The 22,369-nt window shown below is 67.5% G+C and carries 15 protein-coding genes; 7 read left to right on the plus strand and 8 right to left on the minus strand.

From position 1 onward, the window contains the following. The first annotated feature begins 64 nt into the window (after nt 1-64). Nucleotides 65-1,648 carry a hypothetical protein gene (locus tag GobsT_RS29190; protein WP_010042766.1) on the plus strand — a complete coding sequence of 528 codons (1,584 nt, stop codon included), beginning with the start codon at nt 65-67 and terminating at the stop codon, nt 1,646-1,648. Nucleotides 1,649-1,822: 174 nt separating this feature from the next. Here GobsT_RS29190 and GobsT_RS29195 read toward each other — a convergent pair whose 3' ends face one another. Continuing rightward, nucleotides 1,823-4,330 (minus strand): vWA domain-containing protein, encoded by a 2,508-nt coding sequence (locus GobsT_RS29195; protein ID WP_109570793.1) that lies wholly within the window; start codon nt 4,328-4,330, stop codon nt 1,823-1,825. Nucleotides 4,331-4,372: 42 nt separating this feature from the next. Beyond that, a complete protein-coding gene (locus GobsT_RS29200; protein ID WP_010049747.1) occupies nt 4,373-6,034 on the minus strand; it encodes a serine/threonine-protein kinase in 1,662 nt (553 codons plus the stop codon). A gap of 226 nt (nt 6,035-6,260) precedes the next feature. Here GobsT_RS29200 and GobsT_RS29205 point away from each other — a divergent pair, with 226 nt between their 5' ends. Then, on the plus strand, nt 6,261-6,944 hold the full coding sequence (locus GobsT_RS29205) for a leucine-rich repeat domain-containing protein (RefSeq protein WP_010049745.1): 684 nt from the start codon (nt 6,261-6,263) through the stop codon (nt 6,942-6,944). Between the two features lie 77 nt (nt 6,945-7,021). Here GobsT_RS29205 and GobsT_RS29210 read toward each other — a convergent pair whose 3' ends face one another. Beyond that, nucleotides 7,022-7,930, minus strand: a complete 909-nt coding sequence (locus GobsT_RS29210; RefSeq protein WP_071529355.1) for an SMI1/KNR4 family protein — start codon at nt 7,928-7,930, stop codon at nt 7,022-7,024. 161 nt (nt 7,931-8,091) lie between these two features. Further along, nucleotides 8,092-9,804 (minus strand): NADPH-dependent assimilatory sulfite reductase hemoprotein subunit, encoded by a 1,713-nt coding sequence (locus tag GobsT_RS29215; protein ID WP_010052666.1) that lies wholly within the window; start codon nt 9,802-9,804, stop codon nt 8,092-8,094. Nucleotides 9,805-10,544: 740 nt separating this feature from the next. Between GobsT_RS29215 and GobsT_RS29220 the strand changes: the two genes are divergently transcribed. Next, entirely contained in the window at nt 10,545-11,093 is a 549-nt protein-coding gene (locus GobsT_RS29220) for a hypothetical protein (RefSeq protein WP_010052280.1), read from the plus strand. Further along, nucleotides 11,080-13,077 (plus strand): DEAD/DEAH box helicase, encoded by a 1,998-nt coding sequence (locus GobsT_RS29225; protein WP_238323625.1) that lies wholly within the window; start codon nt 11,080-11,082, stop codon nt 13,075-13,077. The genes GobsT_RS29220 and GobsT_RS29225 overlap by 14 nt, the downstream gene beginning before the upstream one ends. Before the next feature lie 413 nt (nt 13,078-13,490). Here GobsT_RS29225 and GobsT_RS29230 read toward each other — a convergent pair whose 3' ends face one another. Continuing rightward, the gene (locus GobsT_RS29230; protein ID WP_010046162.1) at nt 13,491-14,300 is read right to left on the minus strand and encodes a phosphatidylinositol-specific phospholipase C/glycerophosphodiester phosphodiesterase family protein; all 810 of its coding nucleotides are present in this window, start codon (nt 14,298-14,300) and stop codon (nt 13,491-13,493) included. Nucleotides 14,301-14,375: 75 nt separating this feature from the next. Between GobsT_RS29230 and GobsT_RS29235 the strand changes: the two genes are divergently transcribed. The 3 genes from GobsT_RS29235 to GobsT_RS29245 all read left to right on the plus strand — a co-directional run bounded on the left by GobsT_RS29235 (nt 14,376) and on the right by GobsT_RS29245 (nt 18,045). Beyond that, a complete protein-coding gene (locus GobsT_RS29235; protein ID WP_010046158.1) occupies nt 14,376-16,472 on the plus strand; it encodes a thioredoxin domain-containing protein in 2,097 nt (698 codons plus the stop codon). Nucleotides 16,473-16,648: 176 nt separating this feature from the next. Further along, nucleotides 16,649-17,683: a DUF1559 domain-containing protein gene (locus GobsT_RS29240; protein WP_050790341.1), complete on the plus strand. Its 1,035-nt coding sequence runs from the start codon at nt 16,649-16,651 to the stop codon at nt 17,681-17,683. Nucleotides 17,684-17,697: 14 nt separating this feature from the next. Further along, nucleotides 17,698-18,045, plus strand: coding sequence for a hypothetical protein (locus GobsT_RS29245; RefSeq protein ID WP_010046153.1), 348 nt, complete (start codon nt 17,698-17,700; stop codon nt 18,043-18,045). Between the two features lie 312 nt (nt 18,046-18,357). On the opposite strand, the gene GobsT_RS29250 is transcribed toward GobsT_RS29245, so the two are convergent. From GobsT_RS29250 to GobsT_RS29260, 3 genes are all read right to left on the minus strand, one after another. Further along, nucleotides 18,358-19,197 (minus strand): polysaccharide biosynthesis/export family protein, encoded by an 840-nt coding sequence (locus GobsT_RS29250; protein ID WP_010046146.1) that lies wholly within the window; start codon nt 19,195-19,197, stop codon nt 18,358-18,360. Nucleotides 19,198-20,345: 1,148 nt separating this feature from the next. Beyond that, a complete protein-coding gene (fhcD, locus tag GobsT_RS29255; RefSeq protein WP_010046143.1) occupies nt 20,346-21,293 on the minus strand; it encodes a formylmethanofuran--tetrahydromethanopterin N-formyltransferase in 948 nt (315 codons plus the stop codon). 322 nt (nt 21,294-21,615) lie between these two features. After that, nucleotides 21,616-22,341 (minus strand): heavy-metal-associated domain-containing protein, encoded by a 726-nt coding sequence (locus tag GobsT_RS29260; RefSeq protein WP_010046140.1) that lies wholly within the window; start codon nt 22,339-22,341, stop codon nt 21,616-21,618. Nucleotides 22,342-22,369 lie beyond the last annotated feature (28 nt).

A 22,369-nucleotide genomic window follows, 5' to 3' on the forward strand; every position in this document is an offset into this window, starting at 1 on the left:
TCGCGGAGAGGAGGTCGCGGCTATCATTGCCGTCGGCCGCCCTACCACGCGAAGGAGAACCCGTATGCGCCCACTTCACGCCGCCGTCACACTGGCGGCACTTCTGCTCCCCGCGGCCCCCGGGCTCGCGGCCGACACCCCGGTGAAGAGCCGCATCGTCGGCGTCGACCTCTTCAAGAACGGGCTGGCGATCGTCAAGCGCGAGGCCACGCTCGGCAAAACCGGCACGTACACCATCGACGACGTGCCCCAACCGGTCTACGGCACCTTCTGGATCGACAGCACCACGAGCGTCGATGCAATGCTCCGCATGCGCGACACGGAGGTGCCGGTGTCCGAGGCGCCGCCGGCCCACCTGCAAGACGATCTCGCGGGCAAGAAGGTCACGGTGTTCTTCAAGGGGGAGAAGCGGGCGCCCGCGACTGGTACCGTGGTGAAGTTCAAACCGCCCAAGGGCGAGGAGGGCGCCGCGGGGCGGTTCCTCGTGCTCCAGACCGCGAAGGGGCGCGCCTACATCGAGCCGTCCGAGGTGTCGACGGTCGAGGCCGAAGAGGCCGGGGACACGGTGACCCGCCGGCGCCCGCAGCTCGTGCTCGCGCTGGGCGAAACGGACAAGCCGGAAACCAAGGTGACGATCCGGTACATCGCGCACGGCATCTCGTGGGCGCCGAGCTACCGCATCGACATCAGCGACCCGAAAACGCTGCTCCTGGAGCAGCACGCCGTGATCCGCAACGAGCTGGCCGATCTCACCGGCGCCGAGGTGCGGCTCATCTCCGGATACCCGAGCGTCGAGTACGCGCACGTCCGCTCGCCGCTGTCGCCGCGGACGAGTTGGGCCACCTTCTTCGGCGAGCTGGCGAGCTACCGGGGGCGCGAAATCAACGTACTGGGAAACTCCATCGTGGCGCAGCAGGCGGTCAGTCTCAACGGGCGCCCGGGCGACGGTTGGGGGGCGGTGCCGCTCGCCCTGGGCGCGACGCCAGCGGGCGAGGGCGTGGACCTGCACTACCAGTCGATCGGCAAGCGCACGCTGGCCGACGGCGACACACTCTCGCTGACCGTGGCGAAGGGCAAGAGCGGGTACGAGCGCATCGTGGAGTGGCTGGCACCGGACACGCGCGACGCCTTCGGCCACCCGCAGGACCGCGACGCGCAGGACGAGGTGTGGGACGCGCTGAAGTTCAAGAACCCGCTGTCGTTCCCGATGACCACCGGCCCCGCAGCGGTGACTGCCAACGGCCTCTTCAACGGCCAGCGGACCACGCACTGGGTCAACTCGGGCGAGGAGACGCTGCTGCGGGTGGAGAAGGCGCTGAGCGTGCGCACGCGGGCCGTCGAAAACGAACGGCTCGTGCGCGACGGCAGCGCCCGCGATCTCACCTGGGTGGGTGGCCGGCAGTACCGCAAGGTCGTCGTCGAGGGCGAACTTGTGGCGAGCAACAACCGCAAAGAGCAGATCAAGCTGCTGGTGCGGCGGCGCTTCTCGGGGGAACTGGTGTCCGCGGACGCCGACCCGAAGCAAACGCTTCGTGAGGAGGGCGTGTACTCGGTCAACAAGCGGCAAGAACTCGTGTGGGCGCTCGACCTCAAGGGCGGCGAGGAGAAGAAGCTGAAGTACGTCTATACGGTGCAGATCCCGCAATAACGTCGGAGGCAGCAAGCCCCAAAAAAGAAGTCGAAGAGGATTGGCCGCAAAAAAGCACAAAAGGAAGCAGAAGACGAAAGCAAAAGAGTGAGTTCAAAACACTTCTTTTGCTTTCGTCTTCTGCTTCCTTTTGTGCTTTTTTGCGGCCAATCCTCTTCTGCCTTTGCGGCCCGTTTACACCATGCCCCAGAGCCGGCGTAGGCCCCATTCGATGCCGAGCAGCGTCACGAACACCACCAGCCAGAACGGCAGGAACCCGCGCGACCGGTTCCGGTTCCAGTCCGGGTAGTACCGCGGCTTCTTCCCCAGGTCCGGCGGCGCTTCGACTTTCAGTTCCTTGAGGAACCCGGACAGCTCCTCGACCCGCAGCGCCCGCCCCCCGTTCGGCTCCGCCAGCCGCCGCATGAACTCCGGGTCCGCACTGACGCGCAGCATCTCGTCCGAGACATCGGGGACCGCGATGAACTTCGCGGTGCCGCGGTGCAACTTGTCGGTCCCGTCCGGGTTCTTCTCGACCTTGCCGTCGGGCGTCGTGACCGGGCTGGTCACGGACACGAAGTACTCGCCCGGCACGGGCGGGCGGAACAGCACCTTGCGGCCGTCCCGGTCGGCCAGCACCGTCAGCGGCGCGGCCCGCTTTTCGTCCTCGGGCTTCGGCTCCAACTGCCCCGGCGCGAGCGGCAGGATGCGCACCGCCAGCGGCGCGTTCGGGTCGTCGGTGCCGTCCGCCTTCTTCAGCCCCACGCGGACCGTCTGCTCGCCGGTCACCTTCATCTGCCGGAACTGGGGCCGCGCGTACGCCTGGCTCTCCTCTTCGTCCTGGTGTGCGAGCCACAGCACGCACTGCCGCCAGAACCGCTCGTGCAGGTCGATGCCGAGCCGCTCTTTCGGCAGCCCGAGGCCGCGCCAGAGGTACGTGTCGAACGCCCCGAACGCGAGCCACCGGCCCTTGCTCGCGTCGCCGCGCTGCGAGCCCACCAGGAGCGGCTCGTGGACCGCGGGGTCGAACTCGGTGCCGGCGCCGATCGCGCTCGGGTCGTTGGGCGTGACGAGGATCCTCCGCTCGCGGTCGAACGCGTCCTTGTCGAGCCGGGCGGTCCACGCGAACACGGTGTCAAGGCCGCCGGGCCGCGGGGTGATCCGGTTGTGCCCGTTGAGCAGTTCGCCGGTGCGGAAGTTGTTCATCCGGTTCCAGGCGTCCTTCGCCGGGACCACCTTCGACGCGGGCGTGCCGGGCGCCGGGGCGAACTTGAACATCTTGCTCAGCCCGTTCGGGTTCGGCACCGCGGGGAAGGACACGAGTGGGTCGCCCGTGGGGCTCAGCGCGTCCACCACCCGCCCGCCGGTCACCGGGAGCAGGTCGGTCGGGATGCCATCGAACGCGTACTCGCCGCCCAGGAACATCACGCCCAGCCCCTTCGTGGCGCTGAGCCGGGTCAGCTCGTCGAGGAAGTTCGGGGCGGCCCTCCTGAGGTGCCCGGCGTTCACGTTCCCGATGATGACCACGTCGTAGGCCTGCGCGTCGAGGCTCAAGAGCTTCCGCTCGCCGTCCGTGACGGTGGCGTCGGTCTGCCGGATCACCTCGTACACGTCGAACCGCTTCTCGTTCCGTAGCGCGTCGCGGATGAACGTCTCTTCCCACCGGAGCTGGTCCACGATGAGGACGCGAACGCCCTCCTTCTGAACGGTCAGGTACGTTTCGGAGTGGTTGTTCAGCGCCGACAGCTCGCCCGGGAGCGCCTCGAGCTTGTCGCCCCGCGGCGTGCCGACCTCGACCTTGATCTTGTACTCGCCCTTCGTCTCGGGCGCCTTGGTGGTCAGCTTCAGCTCGTTGCCCTTCTCGCGGTCGAGCGTGAACTCCTTGCTCTCCACCGGGCTGTCGTTGATAAACAGCCGCGCGGTGACCCGCGAGCCGACGAAGTTGTACGCGTTCACCTTGGCGGTGGCGGTGAACTCCGCCTTGATGAACGCCGGCGACGGGTTGCACTCCACCCCGGTCACCGCCACGTCCTTCGCGTCGGACGACGTGTCCTTGCCCACAACGGCCGTGTGGACCGGCACGCCGCGGCGGCCCCAGCGCCCGGCCTCCGCGTCGGGCGCGTACGCCTCGCCGTTGTTAGCCCCGTCGCCGACGACGACCAGCCCGCGGACCCGCTCGGCCTGCCACCGGTCGTAGGTGCGGTTCAGGAACGCGCCATAGTCGGACCGCTTCGCGTCGAACGCGGTGGTGGGGTCGTAACGGCCGGTCGCCTCGTTAAAATCCGCCGCACCGAACTTGTACAGCGCTACGCTGATGCCCTGTTCGGTGAGCAACTCGTCGAACAGCGGCTGGCACTTCTCCAGGGCCTTGCGGACCGCGTCGGCGCGCGACTGGCCGCCGAGTTCGTCCTTCACGGTCAGGCTCTCGGACACGTCGATGCCGAGGATCAGCGTGGACGGCTGTTTCGGGTTCTCGTTCACGCCGACGCTGGGCCGCACCGCGGTAATGAGCGCGACCAGCAGCGCCAGTACGCGCAGCGCGAGAATGAGGAAGACGCGCCGGCGGTTAGCCTGTGGGTGCCCGAGGTAGGTCCAGACGGTGAAGAGGACGAGCAGCACCGCGACGGCCGCGAGCGCCGGGAGCCCGAGCGGGTACGTCGACCACGGGTACGCGGGTCGCGACGAGAAGAAGTAGTCGCCCATGAAAACATGATACCGACGCGCGAGTGGGATGGGGAAGCAGGGTCACCCCCGCTTCCCGATGCGTGGGAACCGGAGCTGCTCCAGCGCGGCCGGTTCGAGCTTCGCTTTGCCCAGGTTCGCCGCGTTGCGGTTCAGCGCGTCCGCGACCGCGTGGCTGAGGTCCGGGAACCGGAGCAGCGCCCCGTTCACGGTGGTGCCCGCCCGGTCGAACCGGGGTCCGTCCGCCTTCGGGCCGCCGGGCGGGCCGAACTTCGGCACCGGCTCGGTCAGCACCTCCAGAAAGAGCTTGTTCGACAGTTCGGCGTCGTTCTTCAGGGCCAGCACCACCGCCAGCCCCAGCCGCCCGGCGACGCTGGCGGTCCGCGCCGCGGGCTCGCGCCACTCTTTGCCCCGCGCCTTCAGCCGCTCAAACCGGTCGTTGGCCTCCGGGAACCGCCGCTCCTTCGCGTACAGGAGCCCCAGCTCGACGGAGGCTTTGAGCATGTCCTCGACGTCCGTGCGGTCGCTGTTGAGCGTGGCCAGCAGTTCGCGTTCGCGCGTGGTGACGAGCTTCTCGACGGGCCGCACGTCCGGCAGCCCCGGCCCCGCCGGGAGCGGCGCCGGGGCCGGCGCGGAAGCTCCTGTTTCGGCGCGCGGCGGAACCAGGAGCGCCACGAGCCCCCCGCCGAACGCGGCCAGCGCGCCCGCGAGCCCGGCCCACAGCCGCCACCGGCCCCGCGCCCCCGCCGGAACCGCCGCACCCGACTGGCTCAACAGAAGAACCGCGTTCGAACTCGATGAGGCCGGCACGCTCCCGTGCTGCGTGAGCGCGAGCGTTGCCGTCCCGGTCGAGAGCCCGTCGCGCACTTTGACGAGATCGCGGACCACGTCGCGCGCCGACTGGTACCGGTCCGCCGGCTTCTTCGCCATCATCTTGTGGACCATGCCACACAGATCGGCCGGCAGGTCCGGGCGCAGGTCGGCGAGTTGCGGCGCCGGATCCTGGACGTGCTTCAGCGCCACCTCGAACGCGGACGCGCCCCGGAACGGCGGCTCGCCCGCCAGCAGGTGGAAGCACGTCACGCCGAAGGAGTAGATGTCGCTGCGGTGGTCCACCGGGTGCCCCTGCACCTGCTCGGGGGACATGTACAGCGGCGTCCCCAGGGTCACCCCGCTCTGCGTCAGGTGGGTGGGCTGCTCCTCGCCGGTGAAGAACCGGCTGAGCCCGAAGTCGGTGACCTTCACCTCCACCTTGCGCGTCACCAGGATGTTCTCGGGCTTGATGTCCCGGTGGACAATGCCCTGGTCGTGGGCCTTCTGGAGCGCCAGCGCCACCTGCCGCATGATGCTGAGCGTGACGGGCAGGTCCGGCGGCCCCTTGCGGGCCATGTAGTCGCGCAGGTTCCGCCCCTCGACGAACTCCAGCACCATGTACCGGAGCCCGTCGGCCTCGCCGATCTGGTGGATGTGGACGATGTTGGGGTGGTTCAGCTTGGCGACCGCCTGAGCCTCGGCCTGGAACCGGGCGAGGGCCGTCGGGTTCGCGTTCAGCTCGTTCTTCAGGAGCTTGAGCGCCACCTCGCGCTTGAGGGAGGTTTGCCGGGCGAGGTACACCTGCCCCATGCCCCCGGCCCCGATCTTGCGGAGCACGTGGAAGTCGCCGAGCGTGCGGCCGGTCAGGTCCGGTTGCGGCGGCGACGCGGGTTGCGGCTGGGTGTCCGGCATCGTCGGCTCCGCGGCGTTCCAGTGCGACCGCCACTTCGGTTGACAAACGTAACGAGGCGCCACACCGCGACCGACCCGGGGAAGCCGGCCCTGGCATATTACCCGCCGGCGCGCGAAAGAAAAATGAGGCCCCGTGCCCCGACCCGGCGACTCTCGGTTGAAGATTCCGGGGCTCAGGTGCAGTATAAAATACGAATCCCACCGCCCCGCTCCACGGAGTTCCGCCGTGCGATTTTCGCTCGCCGCCGCCCTGCCGCTGGCCCTGTTCTCACTCGCCGGCGCCCAACCGGCCGACCCCACGGCCGAAGAAAAAGCCGCGATCGACGCCATTGCGAAGGCCGGTGGCAAGGGCGAGATCGACCCGAAGCTCGCCCCAACCGCGCGCGTCGTGGCCAAGTTCGAGGCCGGCACCGACGCCGCGCTCGCGGCGCTGAAGAAGCGCCCGCAGGTCGGGGCCGTGGAGGTGTTCGACGCCACCCGCTGCACCGAGAAGGGGCTGGTCGTGCTCAAGGACCTGCCCGAGCTGCGGCGGCTGGCGCTCGGCAAATCCGACCTCACGCTCGCGCGGGTGAACGCGATCGCGAAGTGCAAGGAGCTTCGCGACCTGCGGTTGCCCGGTGCCGGGCTCAGCGACCCCGAACTCGCGCCCCTGAAGGCACTCACCCGACTCGAACAGCTCGACCTCTCGGAAAACGCGCAGGTGACCGACAAGGGCATGGCCACCGTGAAGACCTTGGAACGGCTCCGGGGGCTGTACCTTGCAAAAACCGGCCTCACCGACAAGGGGCTGGCGGAGCTGAAGGGGCTGGAAGGGCTGCGGAGCCTGTACGTGGGCGGCACGAAGGTGACCGCGGACGCGGCCGAGCAGTTCGCCGACGACATGCCCAACCTGCGGGTGGTCCGGCGGTAAAGGCCCTCGGGGAACGTTCGTGCGCCAGCCCTCACTCACCGGCGCGACCCGGCTCCGAACGGATATCGGTTGCCGGCTCACCCACCCGCCCCGCCTTTGCCCGGAAAGCTCGCGCTCCACCGCGTGCCGAGTGGCGGTGACGGCCGATCAGTCAGCAGAACCTCAAGCGCCCACTGGCCGTCGATGCGGCTCCCGGTGCGGCACGCGTTGAGCAAATCGGCGTGGGCACAGCCCGCGTCTTGCAGCGCGTCGGCAAGGATCGGGAGCGCGTCCACCCGATCCGTATCGCGAATGGAGCGCGCGATGTCTCGCGCGGTGTGGTTGTTGAACGCGAGCCAACGCTTCACGTCCCGCTTTGGGGGCGATCTCTTCTTTCTCGCGCGGCACGGAATCCAGTCGGTGTAGTCTTCTGAAACCTCGTTGCCAGCGATCGAGCGCGTGTAGACTTTAACCCAGGTCACGAACTCGGTGAACGAGTTGCTTCGCCGTTCCACTTGACGGCTGTCGAGTGAACACCAGTAGACAGGATACTCCAGCGGATCTGTCGTCGTCGGCTCGGCGGGGTCCCAGGCGAACGCCCCTTCCGAGCCGTCGGAATCGTCCTCTTCAGGCTTCCACACGAAGTTGGGTTTGTTCATGTTGTCGCCAAAGAAAACGAACCGGCGGAGCCGTTCTCGCTGAGCGGGCGGATAACGGTTGGCGCGGGAGTTCGTGTGCCTCCGCACCGCGTTTGTGGCCCGGAGGATCGTCGCGCAGCCCCACGCGTTTCGTTCCGGTGTGATTGGAAGAAGGCGCAGCATCCAGTCGAAACCGCCGAACGCCCCAAAACGCATCGCGAACGCGCGGTACGACGCCGGCAGCGGTACGCCAAGAGCGGCCTCGGTGGCGGCCAGTTCGGCTTCCGTGACGACGGGGCAAAGATCATCCAGTTTGTGGATGACACGAATCTGGCTGAACACCGCGTCCCACGGTTTCGCTTCGGCCACGGGCGAGCCCTCTGTGCGGCACGTCGTTGGGGCGGCTTTCCCTGGGACCGCGGCCGTCCCGGCCGCTCGTATCCCCACGCTGTTGCTCCACACTTCCCGTTGAAGCGACACCACACGCGAAGCAGCGGCCGGGACGGCCGCGGTCCCAGGGAAGAAACCAGTTACGCCGGGGCGCCGATCAGCTCCTTCAGCTTCGGCAGCCCGACGCGGGTGCAGTAGTCGCCGAACAGCTCGCCATTCGATCGCTCCGCCGCGAACGCCGCGAACACCTTGGACAGCTTCGGCACGATCTGCTCGATGGGCACGCCGTCCTGGATCTCGGTGTTCAGCCGGCGGCCGTAGCTGTCGCCGCCGATGTACAGCGTGTACTTCGTGCCGCCGCGGCCCACGATGCCGACCTCGCTCTGGTACGGCCGCGCGCACCCGTTCGGGCAGCCCGTCATCCGCACGCTGATCGGCTCCCCGGCCAGCCCGGCGTCCTTCAGCGCCACTTCAAGTTGATCGACCACACCGGGCAGCGCCCGCTCGCTCTCGGTGATCGCCAGCGGGCACGTCGGGATCGCCGGGCACGCCATGCTCCACCGCTGCACCTGCGACAGCGTTTCCGGACGCGGGATGCCGTACTCGCTCAGCATCGAATCGACGCCCGCGCGGTCGTCCATCGTCAGCCCGCACAGCATGATGTCCTGCTGCGCGGTCACCCGGATGTCCGGCTTGTACTTCGCAACGATGGCGCGGAGCCCGCTCCGGAGCCGCATCGCGCCCTCGTCCCGCACCCGGCCGTTCTCGACCGACAGCCCCAGGAAGTATTTCCCGCCCCCCATCCCCTGCCAGCCGTGGTGCAGGTCCAGCCCGGTGATCTCCACCGGCCGCGGGTCGCGGCGCGGCCCCTTGAAGTAGTCGCGGTAGAAGACCTCGCGGAACTTCTCCAGCCCCCAGTCCTTCATCACGTACTTGAGCCGCGCCCGCTTGCGGTTGCTGCGGTTGCCGTGGTCGCGGAACAGCTTGCACACGCCCTCCGCCGCCATCAGCACCTCGTCGAGCCCGATGAAGCCGACGGGCTGCGCCAGCAGCGGGTACGTGTCCGGGTTGCTGTTCGTCTGCCCCTGGCCGCCGCCGGCGAACAGGTTGTAACCGACCGGCTGGCCGCCCTCGCTGATCGCGAGGAACCCGAGGCACTGCGCCAGGAGGTCCGTGCAGTTGTCGTGCGGCAGGCTGAACGCCACCTTGAACTTCCGCGGCAGGTACGTCTTGCCGTAGAGCGGCTCGTCGATCTCCGGGTTGTCGGTGAACTTGGCGGGCTCGCCGTTCAGCCAGATCTCGTGGTACGACTGCTTGCCGGCCTTCGGCGCGAGGTGCTCGGCCACCGCGTCGCAGTCCCGCTGCATCTGCGCGCGGGTGGGGTCGGGCAGCGGGGCCGGGCACGACAGCACGTTGCGGTTCACGTCCCCGCACCCGCCGAGCGTGGTGACGAGGCTCGCGTTGATGCCGGCCATCGTCGCTTTCAGGTTGCCCTTCAGCACGCCGTGGAACTGGATGCTCTGGCGCGTGGTGAGCCGCAGCGCCCCGTTCGCGTACTGGTCCGCGATGTCGTCGAGCGCCAGCCACTGGTCGGCGGTCAGCTTCCCGCCCGGCATCTTCAGCCGGATCATGAACATGTACGCCTTGCCCACGCCGGCCTTCGCCCGCGCCTTGCGCGCGTCGCGGTCCTCCTGCTCGTAGCTCCCGTGGAACTTGATCAGGCTCTTGTTGGCGTCGCTCAGGTGGTCGATCGAGGCGTCGGCGATCTCTTCGGCCAGCGTACCGCGAAGGTACCGCCCTTCCGACTTGTGACCTTCGACGGGGGAGAGTTTCGGCGCGGTTTCGTCGGACATCTCAGAACCTTACAGGGTGTGCGCGGGCCTACGGCGAGCAAGAAGTTATTCGACCGGATGGCGGGCGGAACCGAACCAAACAAAGTGACTCGTGCGGTGCGGCGAACCCGGTTCATCCTGCCGAAAACAGCTCCCTATTCTGTTGTTCTACACCTTTACCGTGATTTCGGAAGGCCGAGTTTGCGGCAAACGCTCATCCGCGAAGTGATAGATACCAAGAGACCAAGGGCTCTCGTATCGAATCCGATCCGGTGGTTTCAAGTTGTAGGCAGCCCAGATGTGATCACTCGCAGAACCCAACAGGTTACACCCGCCTGCTGACGCAGGCGGTTCGACCGTGGCTCGTCGAACCGCCTGCGTCAGCAGGCGGGTGGCGCACAACCAACAGCTTGAAACGACTGGACTCCGGTTGAAGATCAACTGCTCGGCAGGGTGTCGGTTGCACCCGCCGACTCACTCCGGCGGGTGGCGCTCCCAATCACCGGTACTATTCGACGAAGCTTGGTATCACTTCTGGCTACCGTCCCGAAATTGCGGATCTCCAATTCACTTCCTGAAGGCAAAACGGAACTTTTGCTCCCGGCCCGTGAGAAGTTGCGTAATCCGTACCGCATGATCCTGCCGGAGCAGCCCGGACTGCGAACTCCAATCAAACCTGCCTGAATTACCAACTCGTCTTGCGCCGATGGGGGATGTGCAACACGATAGACCCTACATTCGGGGTTCGGGGACCATTCATCGTGACAACGCAGTCCGCTTCGTCGAAACCGTCGGGACCGCTGGCCCTCGGGTTCCTCGCCGTGCTCCAGGACCAGACCGGCTGGCTCGGCGGGTACTTGGTGACCAACGGCTGGGGCCGACCGCTCGAGTTCCGCCTCACCACCGCCGTGCAGCCGAACCGGGTCCAAACTGCCCTTTACGGCCCAACCTTGACGGAGTACCTGCATGCCGATGTGATCGGGAAGACGCTGGTGGAGAAGACGGGCACGAAGCCGGACCTCGTCGTGACGGACTCCCTCTCGGTACTCGCGCTGCGCTCGCGCATCGAGGTGCCGGTGGTGGCGGTCTGCCCGCCGGGCGCGGTGCCGCCGAACGCCGTGACGATGCCGCACACCCGCACGCCGGGCGGGCTGATCCTGCCGGCCCGCTTCGCGGGCGACCGCGAGGCGGTCGAAGAGCTGCTGGCCCGGGTGGACTCGGCGGTGGACCTGTCCGAGCCGTTCGCGCGGGTCCGTGAGGCGGTGGCCGAGGCCCGCAAGATGGGGGTGACGAACCGTGCTGCGGCCTGACGGCTTGGAAGGCGAAGAAGTGGTCCCGACGGCGCTGGCTCTGGGACAGGAGTTGTTCGCGGCGGCAGCCCCCCTCCCCCCCTTCCCGGAAACGCGAGGGGGAACCGAACCCGCTTCATTTCCGGTTCTGAGCCCTTCCCTCTCGGTGGAAGGAGACGAGTTCTTTTCGCTCGACGCGACGCCCGAACTCCCTCGCCCCGAAGTGCGTGAGCTGGCGGGCGAATTGCACGCGCCGCCGCCCGCGCTGGGGGAAGGGGCCGGGGAACGGGGCATCGGTCTCGTCGTCGAGACCTTCGGCCTCTCGAAACTCGATCACCCGCTCGAACCGAACGTCCGCGAGGCCAAGCTCCTGACGGACGCCCCGTGGGTGCGCGCGCTGGGGCGCCTCGAGCTGAGCGTCACCACCGAGGGGTGGAAGTTCCCCGCCCCGCCGGCGGGGTTCGATTCCGCCCCGCGCCCCGCCACAGAGCCGCGGGCGGGCCGGCAGTCGATCCCGCAGCCCGCCCTGCCCGACCAGCAGGAGCCGGCGAAGCCGCGCATCCGCCCCAAGCCCACCGCGGACACCGTCTTCTTCAAGGACCGGCTGTTGTACCTGCTCCAGCCGCCGCTCGACAGCCTCTTCGACGGCCGGCAGCTCGAGGTGCCGTTCGAGCCGTACCCGTACCAGCTCGAGGGCATCGCGTTCCTGATGCCGCGGCACCACGCGCTCATCGCCGACGAGATGGGGCTGGGCAAAACCGCCCAGGCCATCCTGTCGCTGCGGCTGCTGTTCCACTCGGGCGAGATCAAGCGCGGCCTCGTGGTGTGCCCGAAGCCGCTCATGCACAACTGGGCGCGCGAGCTCAAGATGTGGGCGCCCGACGTGCCGTTCGAGGCGTTCGAGGGCGACCCCGAGCAGCGCCGCAGCACGTGGCTCGTGTCGAACTGCCCGCTCAAGCTCATCAACTACGAGACGCTGACGCGCGACTGCGACCTCGCGGCCGACGCGCGCGTCCAGTTCGACGTGGTGGTGCTGGACGAGGCCCAGCGGATCAAGAACAAGGAGTCGAAGACCGCGCTGGTGGTGCGGGGGCTGAACCGCGGGCGGAGCTGGGCGCTCACCGGCACCCCCATCGAGAACCACCCCGACGACCTGGTGAACATCTTCAGCTTCGTCGCCCCCGGCCGCATCCCGGCCGAGACGCCGGCCAAGCGGATCCCGCAGTACACCTCGGACCTGATCCTGCGGCGCACCAAGGACGACGTGCTCACCGACATGCCGCCGAAGGTGATCCGCGACCTGGAGGTCGAGCTCACCCCGGCGCAGCGCGCCGCCTACGTGCGGGCCGAGAACGACGGCGTCATCCAGTTGAACGCGCTCGGCGACACGATCACCGTGCAGCACGTGTTCCAGCTCGTGATGCGGCTGAAGCAGATCTGCAACTTCGACCCGCTCACCGGCGAGAGCGCGAAGCTGGTGCAGCTCCTCTCCGACATGGAAGAGGTGGCGGAGAGCGGGCGGAAGGCGATCATCTTCTCGCAGTGGGTGGAGCCGCTGGAGGTGCTCGCGAAGGCGCTCGCGAAGTACGGGCCGCTCCAGTACCACGGCAAGATCCCGCAGCCCCAGCGGACCCCCATCCTCGACCGGTTCAAGTCCGACCCGAGCGCCCACGTGCTCCTGATGAGCTACGGGACCGGGAGCGTGGGGCTGAACCTGCAGTTCACGAACTACGTGTTCCTGTTCGACCGCTGGTGGAACCCGGCGATCGAGGACCAGGCCATCAACCGGGCGCACCGGCTGGGGCAGAAGCACCCGGTCACGGTCACCCGGTTCCTCAGCGGCGGCACCATCGAGGGCCGCATCGCGGACATCCTGGACGCCAAGCGCAAGGTGTTCAACGACCTCATCGCCCAGGCCGACAAGCCGGCCTCCCTGGGCCTGAGCGAGGACGACATCTTCGGGCTGTTCGACATCAAGGCCCGACCCAAGCGCGACAAGCACTGAGCGCCAGTCGCGCGCTTGGGCCGGGCGTTGCGTCCCGCTCATTCACGATCCGGCTGGTTGTGTCTGCTTTGTGGCACAGACGTTCCTGTCTGTGCGGCCTTTTCGCGCCGCACAGACAGGAACGTCTGTGCCACAAAGACACAGGCCAAAAACGGATACCCGTGACCGAACCGTAAACCCAGCGCAAGGTAAAGGCAGTTTTTGACAGGATCAACAGGATTAAACAGGATGAATACAGCCTTGTTTAGTCCTATCGACCCGACTAAACACACATGAATTTATCATGCAACCAACGATCATTCACAGCAAGCGCAATGAACGGGGCCAATGCACCTCTGCTTGATCCTGTTTAATCCTGTCGATCCTGTCAAAATTTGCCTCCGTCCCGATACCACCGCCGCGCCGGCCCGGGGCTACTTCTTCGCCTCGGCCTCGCGCAGGAACTTCGCCAGGTCGGCGAGCTTGTCGGTGTTGATGAAATCGACCCCGGCGGCGAGCAGCTCCTTCCAGGCCTCGGGCGTTTCCGGCGCGGCCCAGAACCGCACCTTCCGCCCCTGCTTGTGCGCCTTCGCGACCAGCTCGCGGAGCTTCGCCCGCTCGGCGTCCGGCATCGCGCCGGTACCGTCCCACTTGAACAGCGCCTTCCACGACTCGCTGACCCACGGCACCATGTGCGCCGGTGCGGTGCCGGCGAGGTCGGCCGGGCGCCCGTCGATCGCCGCGTACCGCACCTTCGGCGCGGCGATCGTCTTCACGTCCCGGTTCCCGCTGACCACCACCGTCACCGCCTTCGGTTCGGTCTTCCCGTCCGTCGTGACCGTCAGAATGTCCGAGTACTTCTCCAGCACCTTCTCCAGCGCCAGGGCGGTCTCCTTGGCGTCCGTCTTGATGTCGATCATCAGGTAAAACGGCGGGCCGTTCCGGTACACCGCGCCGCCCTGCGCCTTGATCCGCTCCCGGAGCGGGGCGAGGTAGAGCTTCTCGAGCGTGCGCTCGGGCTTAAGCGAAAGCGGCGTGTGCCCGACGAGCAGCTCGCCCTTCACGAGCCAGATGTCCGCCTCGACGCTACAGAACCCGTGGCCCAGCGCATCCAACAGCGGGCGCGCGTGCTCGTAGTCGTTGTGCGCGTGCGCCCGCGCGAGCGGGACCACGGGCGGGTCCGCTCGGACCGGGGAAACGGAAACGGGAGCGGTGAGCGCGAGGCACGCGAGACCGAGCAACATGGGGAACTCGCCGCGGAGGGGATCGGGAACGGGCGTCCGTAGAATCCTATTGCCCACCGCATCACGGGACCCGCCATGACCGCCGCGCGCCAGCCGAACCGCCTCGCGACCGAGACCAGCCTGTACCTGCGGCAGCACGCCAACAACCCGGTGGACTGGTACCCGTGGGGGCCGGAGGCGCTCGCCCGCGCGAGGGACCTCGACCGCCCCATCTTCCTGAGCGTCGGGTACAGCGCGTGCCACTGGTGCCACGTCATGGAGCACGAGAGCTTCGAGGACGAGGCCACCGCCGCGATCATGAACGAGCACTTCGTGTGCATCAAGGTGGACCGCGAGGAGCGCCCGGACCTGGACACCATCTACATGACCGCCCTCCAGGTGATGACCCGCGAGGGCGGCGGGTGGCCGCTGTCCGTGTTCCTGGCCCCGGACCTGAAGCCGTTCTTCGCGGGCACCTACTACCCGCCCGACGACCGGTACGCCGCCCAGGGCCGGCCCGGCTTCAAGAAGCTGCTCCTCGGCATCCACAACGCCTGGCAGACCCAGCGCGACCGCGTTCACGAGATCGGCACCAGCGTCGTCGGCGACCTCCAGCGCATGGGCGCCCTCGGCGACGCCGACGGCCCCGTGGCGCCGGAGCTGCTGGCCGGCGCGCTGGCCGCGCTGCGCCGCAGCTACGACCCGCGGTTCGGCGGGTTCGGGTCGCAGCCCAAGTTCCCGCACGCGCTCGAGCTGAAGCTCCTGCTGCGCCTCTCCGACCGGTTCAACGACCCGGTGGCCCTCGACATGGTGAAGCACACGCTCACCACGATGGCCCGCGGCGGCATTTATGACCAGCTCGGCGGCGGGTTCGCGCGCTACAGCGTGGACGCGAAGTGGCTGGTCCCGCACTTCGAGAAGATGCTCTACGACAACGCCCTGCTCGCTTCGGCGCTGGCCGAGGCGTACCAGCGGACGGGGGACCCGTTCTTCCAGCAGATCGGCCGTGAGACGCTCGACTACGTTGTGCGGGAAATGTGGGCGGAGGGCGGCGCCTTCTTCTCCACCCAGGACGCCGACAGCGAGGGCGAAGAGGGCAAGTTCTACGTCTGGTCGCTGGACGAGTTGCGCGCGGTGTTGGGGGCCGAGGACGCGGAGTTCGCGTGCAAGGTGTGGGGGGCCACCCGGGGCGGCAACTTCGAGGGGCGCAACATCCTGTTCCGCACCCTCTCCGACGCCGACGAGGGCAAAGCGCACGGCACGAGCGAGGAGGCGTTCCGGGCGCGGCTCCGGGCGGTCAAGGACACGCTCTACGCGGCGCGGGCGAAACGGGTGTGGCCCGGGCGCGACGAGAAGATCCTGACCGCGTGGAACGGCCTCATGATCGCCGCGTTCGCGCAGTTCGGGATGGCGACCGGCGGCGAGGACGCCGCGTGCGCGGCGGTCGCGGCCGATCACATCCTCCGGACCATGCGCACCGCGGACGGGCGACTGTACCGCACCGCCGGGGTGGGGCAGCCGCCGAAGCTGAGCGGCTACCTGGAAGATTACGCGTTCCTCGCGGACGCGCTCGTGACGCTGTACGAAGCAACGTTTGAGGTGAAGTGGCTCCGCGCCGCCCTCGAACTGGCGGAGGCGCTACTCAAGCACTTCGCGGACCCGAACGGCCCCGGCTTCTTCTTCACCGCGGACGACCACGAGGAGCTGATCGCCCGCACCAAGGACCTGCACGACGGCTCGACGCCGAGCGGCAACGCGGTGGCCGTAACGGTCCTGCTGCGTTTGGCCGCGCTGACCGGGCGGCGGGACCTCGCCGAACCGGCCGAGCGCACCCTCCGCGGGTACCGCGAGACGATGGCGGAGCACCCGGCCGCGAGCGGGCAGATGCTCATCGCGCTCGACTTCCACCTCGGCCCGGTTCAGCAGGTGGCGATCGTCGGCCCGGAGCACGACCAAGCAACGCGGCGCGCGATCGAAGCGGTCCGGGCGACATTCGGGCCGCGCCGGGTGGTCGCGTTCCACGACCCGGCGTCCGGGGCGCCGCCGGCAGAACTCGCGACGCTATTCGAAGGCAAGGAGGCGCTGGACGGTGCGGTCACGGTTTACGTCTGCGAGAACTTCGCGTGCCGCGCCCCACTGACCGGCGCCGAAGCGATAGAGTCGGGGTTCCGCGCGGCAAACCGAACCAAATAATTGTGCGCGAACCGAATTGCTACTTGCACCGGGCGCACAGGGCGGGTAGAGTCCAAGAAGAATGCGTGACGTGAGTCGGCCCGCTCCCACAGACACGCCAGCTCCCGCCACACATTTTTTGCTCTCCACCCCATCACCGGGGTGAGCACCTTATCATCTGCGTTTTGAGGTCGGTGATGCTCTCCTTCTCTCCCCCGAAATCCCGCCGCGTGCGGGGTTTCACGCTTATTGAATTGTTGGTCGTGATCGCGATTATTGCGATCCTGATCGGGCTCCTGCTGCCCGCCGTCCAGAAGGTGCGCGAGGCTGCCGCGCGCATGAAGTGCTCAAACAACCTGAAGCAACTCGGGCTGGCGATGCACGGCTACCACGACGTGGGACAGAAGTTCCCGCGGAACTACCGCCAGGTCGGCGGTAACGCCTGGGAGGCCACCAGCGCCAACGTCGAAATCCTCCCGTTCGTCGAACAGGACCCGCTGTTCAAGCTGTTCGAAGCGAACCGCACCAACTGGGGCTGGACCTACAACACCGGGATGAACACCAAGCTGTCGGTGTTCCTGTGCCCGTCGTCGCCGGCCGCGCCGGCCCGCGGCAGCAACCCGAGCGGCTGGGACGGCCCGGGCGGCAACTACGGCTGGTCCACCGGCAGCTCGGTCGAAACCGTGTGGGGCGGCTCCCGGTTCAACGGCATCGTCTCGTACCAGAACGACACCAAGATGGGGGACGTGACCGACGGCCTGTCGAACACGCTGCTGGCGTCCGAACTGCTGTCCGGCTCGAACGCCAGCGGCAACGCCGGCAAGTACCCGTACGACGTGTTCTACACGAACAACGGCCTGTTCAACTCGGTCGTGAACAAGAACTTCCCGACCCAGGCGGAAGTGGACGCGATCGGTCAGGCCGCCCGGACCTCGCCGAGCGGGATGCGGTCCAACAACGGCACCATGTGGGCGTGGTACTCGGCCGGTCAGTCCACGCTCAACACCGCGGTCCCGCCGAACTGGGCGTACCCGACGGCCGGCGGCGACTGCTGCCCGGGCGGCGCGCACGACTGGGGCTTCGGCCTGATCCCGCCGCGCAGCATGCACACCGGCGGCGTCAACGCGGTGCTCGGCGACGGCTCGGTGCGGTTCATCTCGAACAGCATTGCCCTGACCACCTTCCAACTGCTCGGCAACCGCTCGGACGGTCAGCCGGTGCCCAACTACTAAGGAAGGAGCGGCACGTGACGAAGTACTGGCGTACAGCGGCGTTCGCGCTCCTGGTGGGGGCACTCGCGGCCCCGGGCTGCGGCCCGCCCGGGCGGACGAAGGAAGAGACGATCGAGGTTAAAGAGAACTCCGGGCTGGAGCAGGCCAAGCAGGTTCTAAACAACTATGCGAAGGGCCAGGCGCTCGGCAGCGAAGTGACCTCGTTCGACAACATCGTGGCGCGGGTGCGTGAAACCGACGCGGCCCGGGCCGATGTCCTGCAAAAAGGCTTCGCGGACCTCCAGAAGCCGAAGGCCGACACCAAGGCCAAGGCGAAAGAGATCCTGAAGGCCCTTGAGCCGAAAATGACCGGCGGGAGCTGATCGCTCCAATCCGGTCAACGAGCGAGCCGCGTCTGCCACACAAGGGCAGGCACGGCTCGCTCGCGTTAGCGGCCAATATCATCTCGACACGGCAACGCCCCCAGCCGGCGCGGCACGCTCGGGCTACTGAAACGTGTTCTGGGACAGCGACAGCACACCGGTATATGCCCCGGCCGAACACCACGGCGTTTCACACAGGGCCACACGTTCCACAACGCCACCACGGCGCGGCCTCGTGCTGCGGAGTGAAGCCACCGACTGCGATCACGCTTGCATACGCCAGAGCAGAATTGCATTCGCCCGCGGCTGCGGTCAATCTGCGGATCGGCCCGGGGCGAGGAAAAGTGAGCCGGGGTGGGTGGTGCCGCCAAGAGAAGAGTCGGCCGGCCGGCGCGACTTGGTGAACGACCACCAGTCGTCCGGCAGAAGGCCCGTCAGGCGGCGGTACGCGGTGCCGAGCCAGTCCGGCAGCACGCGCGACAGGACCGACTGCCGCGTTTCGCCGACGTAAATCTGATCGTCGGCCTGCAACAGCACGTTGGTTCGCGGATCGCCATCGACCAGCACCGCGGCGACGTTCACCCGGAACACCTGCGGGCGCGCCGCCGCGGCCACGTTCGGCCGGATCACGTACACCTGGTTCAGCTTCGATCCGGGCGGCAGCCCGCCGACCCGCTTCAGGAAGTCGAGCACCGGCTCCGGCCCCTGGTACGGAACCACCCGTGCGCGACCGCGGATCGGGCCGTACACCACGACCCGCGCGCTGCGGGCGGCCGCGAGGGTAACGGTCACGCGCTCGGTCGGGCAGTCGGCGAGCGCGGCGAGGTCGGTGCGAATCTCGTCGAGGGTGCGCCCGTCGGCGCTCACGCTGCCGGGGCGCGGGAGCGGGAGCCGCCCGTCCACATCGACAACCGCGACCGCGTCCCAATCAGGGTGATCGGTGAACGTGACCGACACAACATCGGGGCACGCGACCCGGTATTCGGCAGAAGGCGCGGGGCGCTCGGCCGCGCCCTGCGGGTCCGGCGGCGCCGGGCAGGTGCGGCGCAGGAACCGCGTGTCCCCACAGCCCGCACAGGCGGCGAGCAGTGCGAGCGCGGCGGCCGCGTGAAGGCGGCCGCGCCGACCGAATGTCGCGGTGCGAAATTCCACACATCCGTTATCGGCAGCCCGACCCGTGCCGCTTGACGCAAACACGGCTCGCGTGCGCGCCTTGCAAACAGGGCTTCGACCGCAGGCGCGCCTCGCCCTACAAAATGCAGGGCGGGACGAGTCGGCGCCCGCGACGCGGTTCCGTGTGCGGCACCGGCAGTGCGGCTTCACAGCGCACAAGGAGAGACGACGTGAGTACCGGGGACGCTCTGTTTCGCGCGATCCGGAGCCCTCTGTAACAGAAGACTCGGATCACCGGCCGCACACATCGCGATACGGTCAGGAAACCAAGTAGTTTACAGCGGTCTGGAGCTGGGGCGGGTTCTGCCGCATGACGGGTTCGCGCTACGGCCCTGGCACCTCGGACCATTCCGATGGGCCGGAGTTGGTGGCAACGAACTTCTGCCACATCCGCCCGGTTCTGGTGTCCAGTAGTAGGCAGCTACTGTCCGCTCGGACCATTTGGTAGCGCCCGCCGGACAGCAAAGCATGCAGAAGGGCAGCAACAACGATACACGCCCCAAGTATTCCAGCCGCTCTTGCGCTCATCAAACCCTCTTTTGCCGAGCATCACGCTCACGACCCGAACGCAACACCCGCGGTCAACACGGACGGACATCCGGCGAGCGATGGGAAACGAGTCACGTGGCCGGGCCCAGTGCCGCGCCCGGTTCGACAAAAGAGGTCGCTGCGGGCGGGAACGCGCGGGCGAACAGGAGGCGGGTCAGGGCCTCTACCTCGGACAGTTCCCGCTCCGTGCCCTCGTCCCGCCGGCCACCCTCGATCGATCGCCACGCCTCGTACCGCACCCGCAGGTGGGTTAGGGCGTAGTGTAGGGCGCCGACGAGATGCCGAGGCCATGCTGGTGCGCTCGCCCACTCGTCGGTCACCGCGTGCAACAGACGGCGATACTCGCTGACCCAACTAGAGGGAAACCGGCCTGACTCGACAAGTGCCGGAGACGGGTCAGGCGGCCCGAAGACGTGCCGCGTTAGGGCATCGGCGGCACCTACACCTTGGGTCATCACTCTTTGAAGCCTCCGTCGCCGAACGTCTCGCTCCCCTGCCCGGTCAGGATCGCACCCGGCCTCCACTGGGTGTAGCGAGCCGCGTGAGACAAATCAGCATGCCCGGCGGCTCAAACGCGACTACGCCGGCTGCTTTTCGGGGTGCAGGTAAATGAAGCTCTTCCCGAGCCGCCCACCGTAGTTGCCCGCCGAGATCGTGAGCAGGTCGGGCACGTCCTTCGCCGCGGCGATCGCGGCCTGCGTCGCCTTCGCAATGGTCGGCAGGTCGGCTCCGTTAATGATGATCTCCTGCACACTCGCGACCCCTTCTGGCAGGCGCGACGCGACACCCTCTTTCCCGCGCAGGGTGGGGCAGTACTCGGCGTAAGTGCTGGCGATCGAGAACTTGTACTTGCTCCCGGCCTTGCTGCCGCTCGACGCGACCCCGCCCGGGAACGGCAGAATCACCCCCGGGACCTCGCTCGCGGCCGCCGCGGCCTTCGTTGCGGCGTCGAGCGCGGCGTCGGCGGTCGCACCGAAGAACCACAGGTTTCCGCCCATCAGCCCGTCGGCGAACCCGCAGCGCCGCTCGATCACGAACTCGCCGCTGAGGATCGGCACCACCCAGCACCGCCGCCCGTGCCGCTCCGCGGTGAACTGGTGCCCGTCGCCGAAGTACGCGACCTTGCGGCCCAGCGGAAACCACTTCGCGCCGGGCTTCGGCGGCTGCTGGCTCGCGAACCAACTTCCGTCCGCCGGCAATACGTTAAACGCGGCGGTGGTGGGGCAGGTCATCACGTTCTGTGCCACCCGCACGAGCACCGATCGCTCCAGTCGCGACTCACGGTCCTTATGGAAGCGGGGGACGTGGAACTGGACGATCGCCCCGGGCCGCCGGTCCGGCGTTTCGGACGCCTCGACGTAGCGATCGAGCCCCGCTTCGCAGTCGCAAAGAATGGTGCTGCTGGCGTTACCCGTCGCGGCACTTACGGCGTGATCGAGCCAGTACCGGTCGCGAGCCGTAACGAGGACGCTCGCGTAAATGCTCCGAAAGGCTTCGGCGTAAGTGTCGTCCACGGTCGCGGGCATGCGGCGGCTCCGGAAGTAGTTTCACTTATTGTGAACGATGATGGTGACGTGGGTCAACCAGGATGCAAAATCAAGCCGAAAGCCCAATTAGAAAGCACCAAGTGACCGCAGATGCACACAGTTAATGCACCCAATCCGGTATCGCTAGCAGCCGCGAAAAATATCGAGCACCGGATTTACTTGGAAATGAAGTAGTTGCGACATCCTCATGCAGCCGCAGTCAGTTTTGGCACGCGACTCGCATTAGAATAAATCGGCGAGAGCCAAAAACAACCGCACGGCTAACTGGTAGAGGGAGAGGCTGCCAGTTAGTCGTGCGGTTCTAGTTGTACAGCAGCCAGAACAGCATCGCGACCGCCATCCCGACCATCAGCACGTCTTCGACCAGCGTCACCGCGGACATCGGCAAGTTAAACACGGTTCCCAGGCAGGCACAGCGGATCTTGCGCCGCGCCGCGAGCGCCTTGACCACCCCCACCGTGCTGACACCCATCACCACAAGTGTCACGACATTCGTGGCGAGCGGGGCGAAGTGCCCGAGGTATGCAACGCCCAACCCTAACTCGATGAACGGGTAGACGTAACCGTAGCCGTACCATTTCGCAGCGACCACGTCGTAGCCGGCGTAGGCATCCGCAAACGCCCGCAGATTGAGCAGCTTGAAGAACGAGAACACCAGGAAGAAACCCGCCATGAACCGGCCCATCGCGCGCATCGGGTCGAATGTCCCCGCGGCCAGCTCCGTTACTCCAACCCCGACCAACAGGTAGGAGAGGATCAGCAGCAGCGGAAAGTACGATGTCGGCTTCTCGGGGGGCGGCGCCGGTTGGGCAGCGGTCACCTCACCGAGAACGTGATACCCCGCGGGTCGCAGAAGCGCGCCGAGTCGCTCCGCGGTGACACCGTCGCCCTCGACGGTCAGCACCGTTTGCGGGCCGGACGTGTCGGCGTCCCATTTACGAACGTCCGGGGCGGCATCCAGTAGCGGGCGCACCTTCGCCACGCACGCCCCGCAATGAAGATCGGTTGTGTATCGTTGAACGACCATCGGTGAACCTCCGAGTGGACAAATCCGT

This window comes from Gemmata obscuriglobus (genome assembly GCF_008065095.1).
GTDB lineage: Bacteria > Planctomycetota > Planctomycetia > Gemmatales > Gemmataceae > Gemmata > Gemmata obscuriglobus.

What these genes read in the sequence shown, in the direction of transcription:
- GobsT_RS29230 (WP_010046162.1), bottom strand. Translation starts at nt 14,300, where the DNA reads ATGTTGCTCGGTCTCGCGTGCCTCGCGCTCACCGCTCCCGTTTCCGTT.
- GobsT_RS29260 (WP_010046140.1), bottom strand. Translation starts at nt 22,341, where the DNA reads ATGGTCGTTCAACGATACACAACCGATCTTCATTGCGGGGCGTGCGTG.
- GobsT_RS29240 (WP_050790341.1), top strand. Translation starts at nt 16,649, where the DNA reads ATGCTCTCCTTCTCTCCCCCGAAATCCCGCCGCGTGCGGGGTTTCACG.
- GobsT_RS29235 (WP_010046158.1), top strand. Translation starts at nt 14,376, where the DNA reads ATGACCGCCGCGCGCCAGCCGAACCGCCTCGCGACCGAGACCAGCCTG.
- GobsT_RS29200 (WP_010049747.1), bottom strand. Translation starts at nt 6,034, where the DNA reads ATGCCGGACACCCAGCCGCAACCCGCGTCGCCGCCGCAACCGGACCTG.
- GobsT_RS29190 (WP_010042766.1), top strand. Translation starts at nt 65, where the DNA reads ATGCGCCCACTTCACGCCGCCGTCACACTGGCGGCACTTCTGCTCCCC.
- GobsT_RS29215 (WP_010052666.1), bottom strand. Translation starts at nt 9,804, where the DNA reads ATGTCCGACGAAACCGCGCCGAAACTCTCCCCCGTCGAAGGTCACAAG.
- fhcD (WP_010046143.1), bottom strand. Translation starts at nt 21,293, where the DNA reads ATGCCCGCGACCGTGGACGACACTTACGCCGAAGCCTTTCGGAGCATT.
- GobsT_RS29195 (WP_109570793.1), bottom strand. Translation starts at nt 4,330, where the DNA reads ATGGGCGACTACTTCTTCTCGTCGCGACCCGCGTACCCGTGGTCGACG.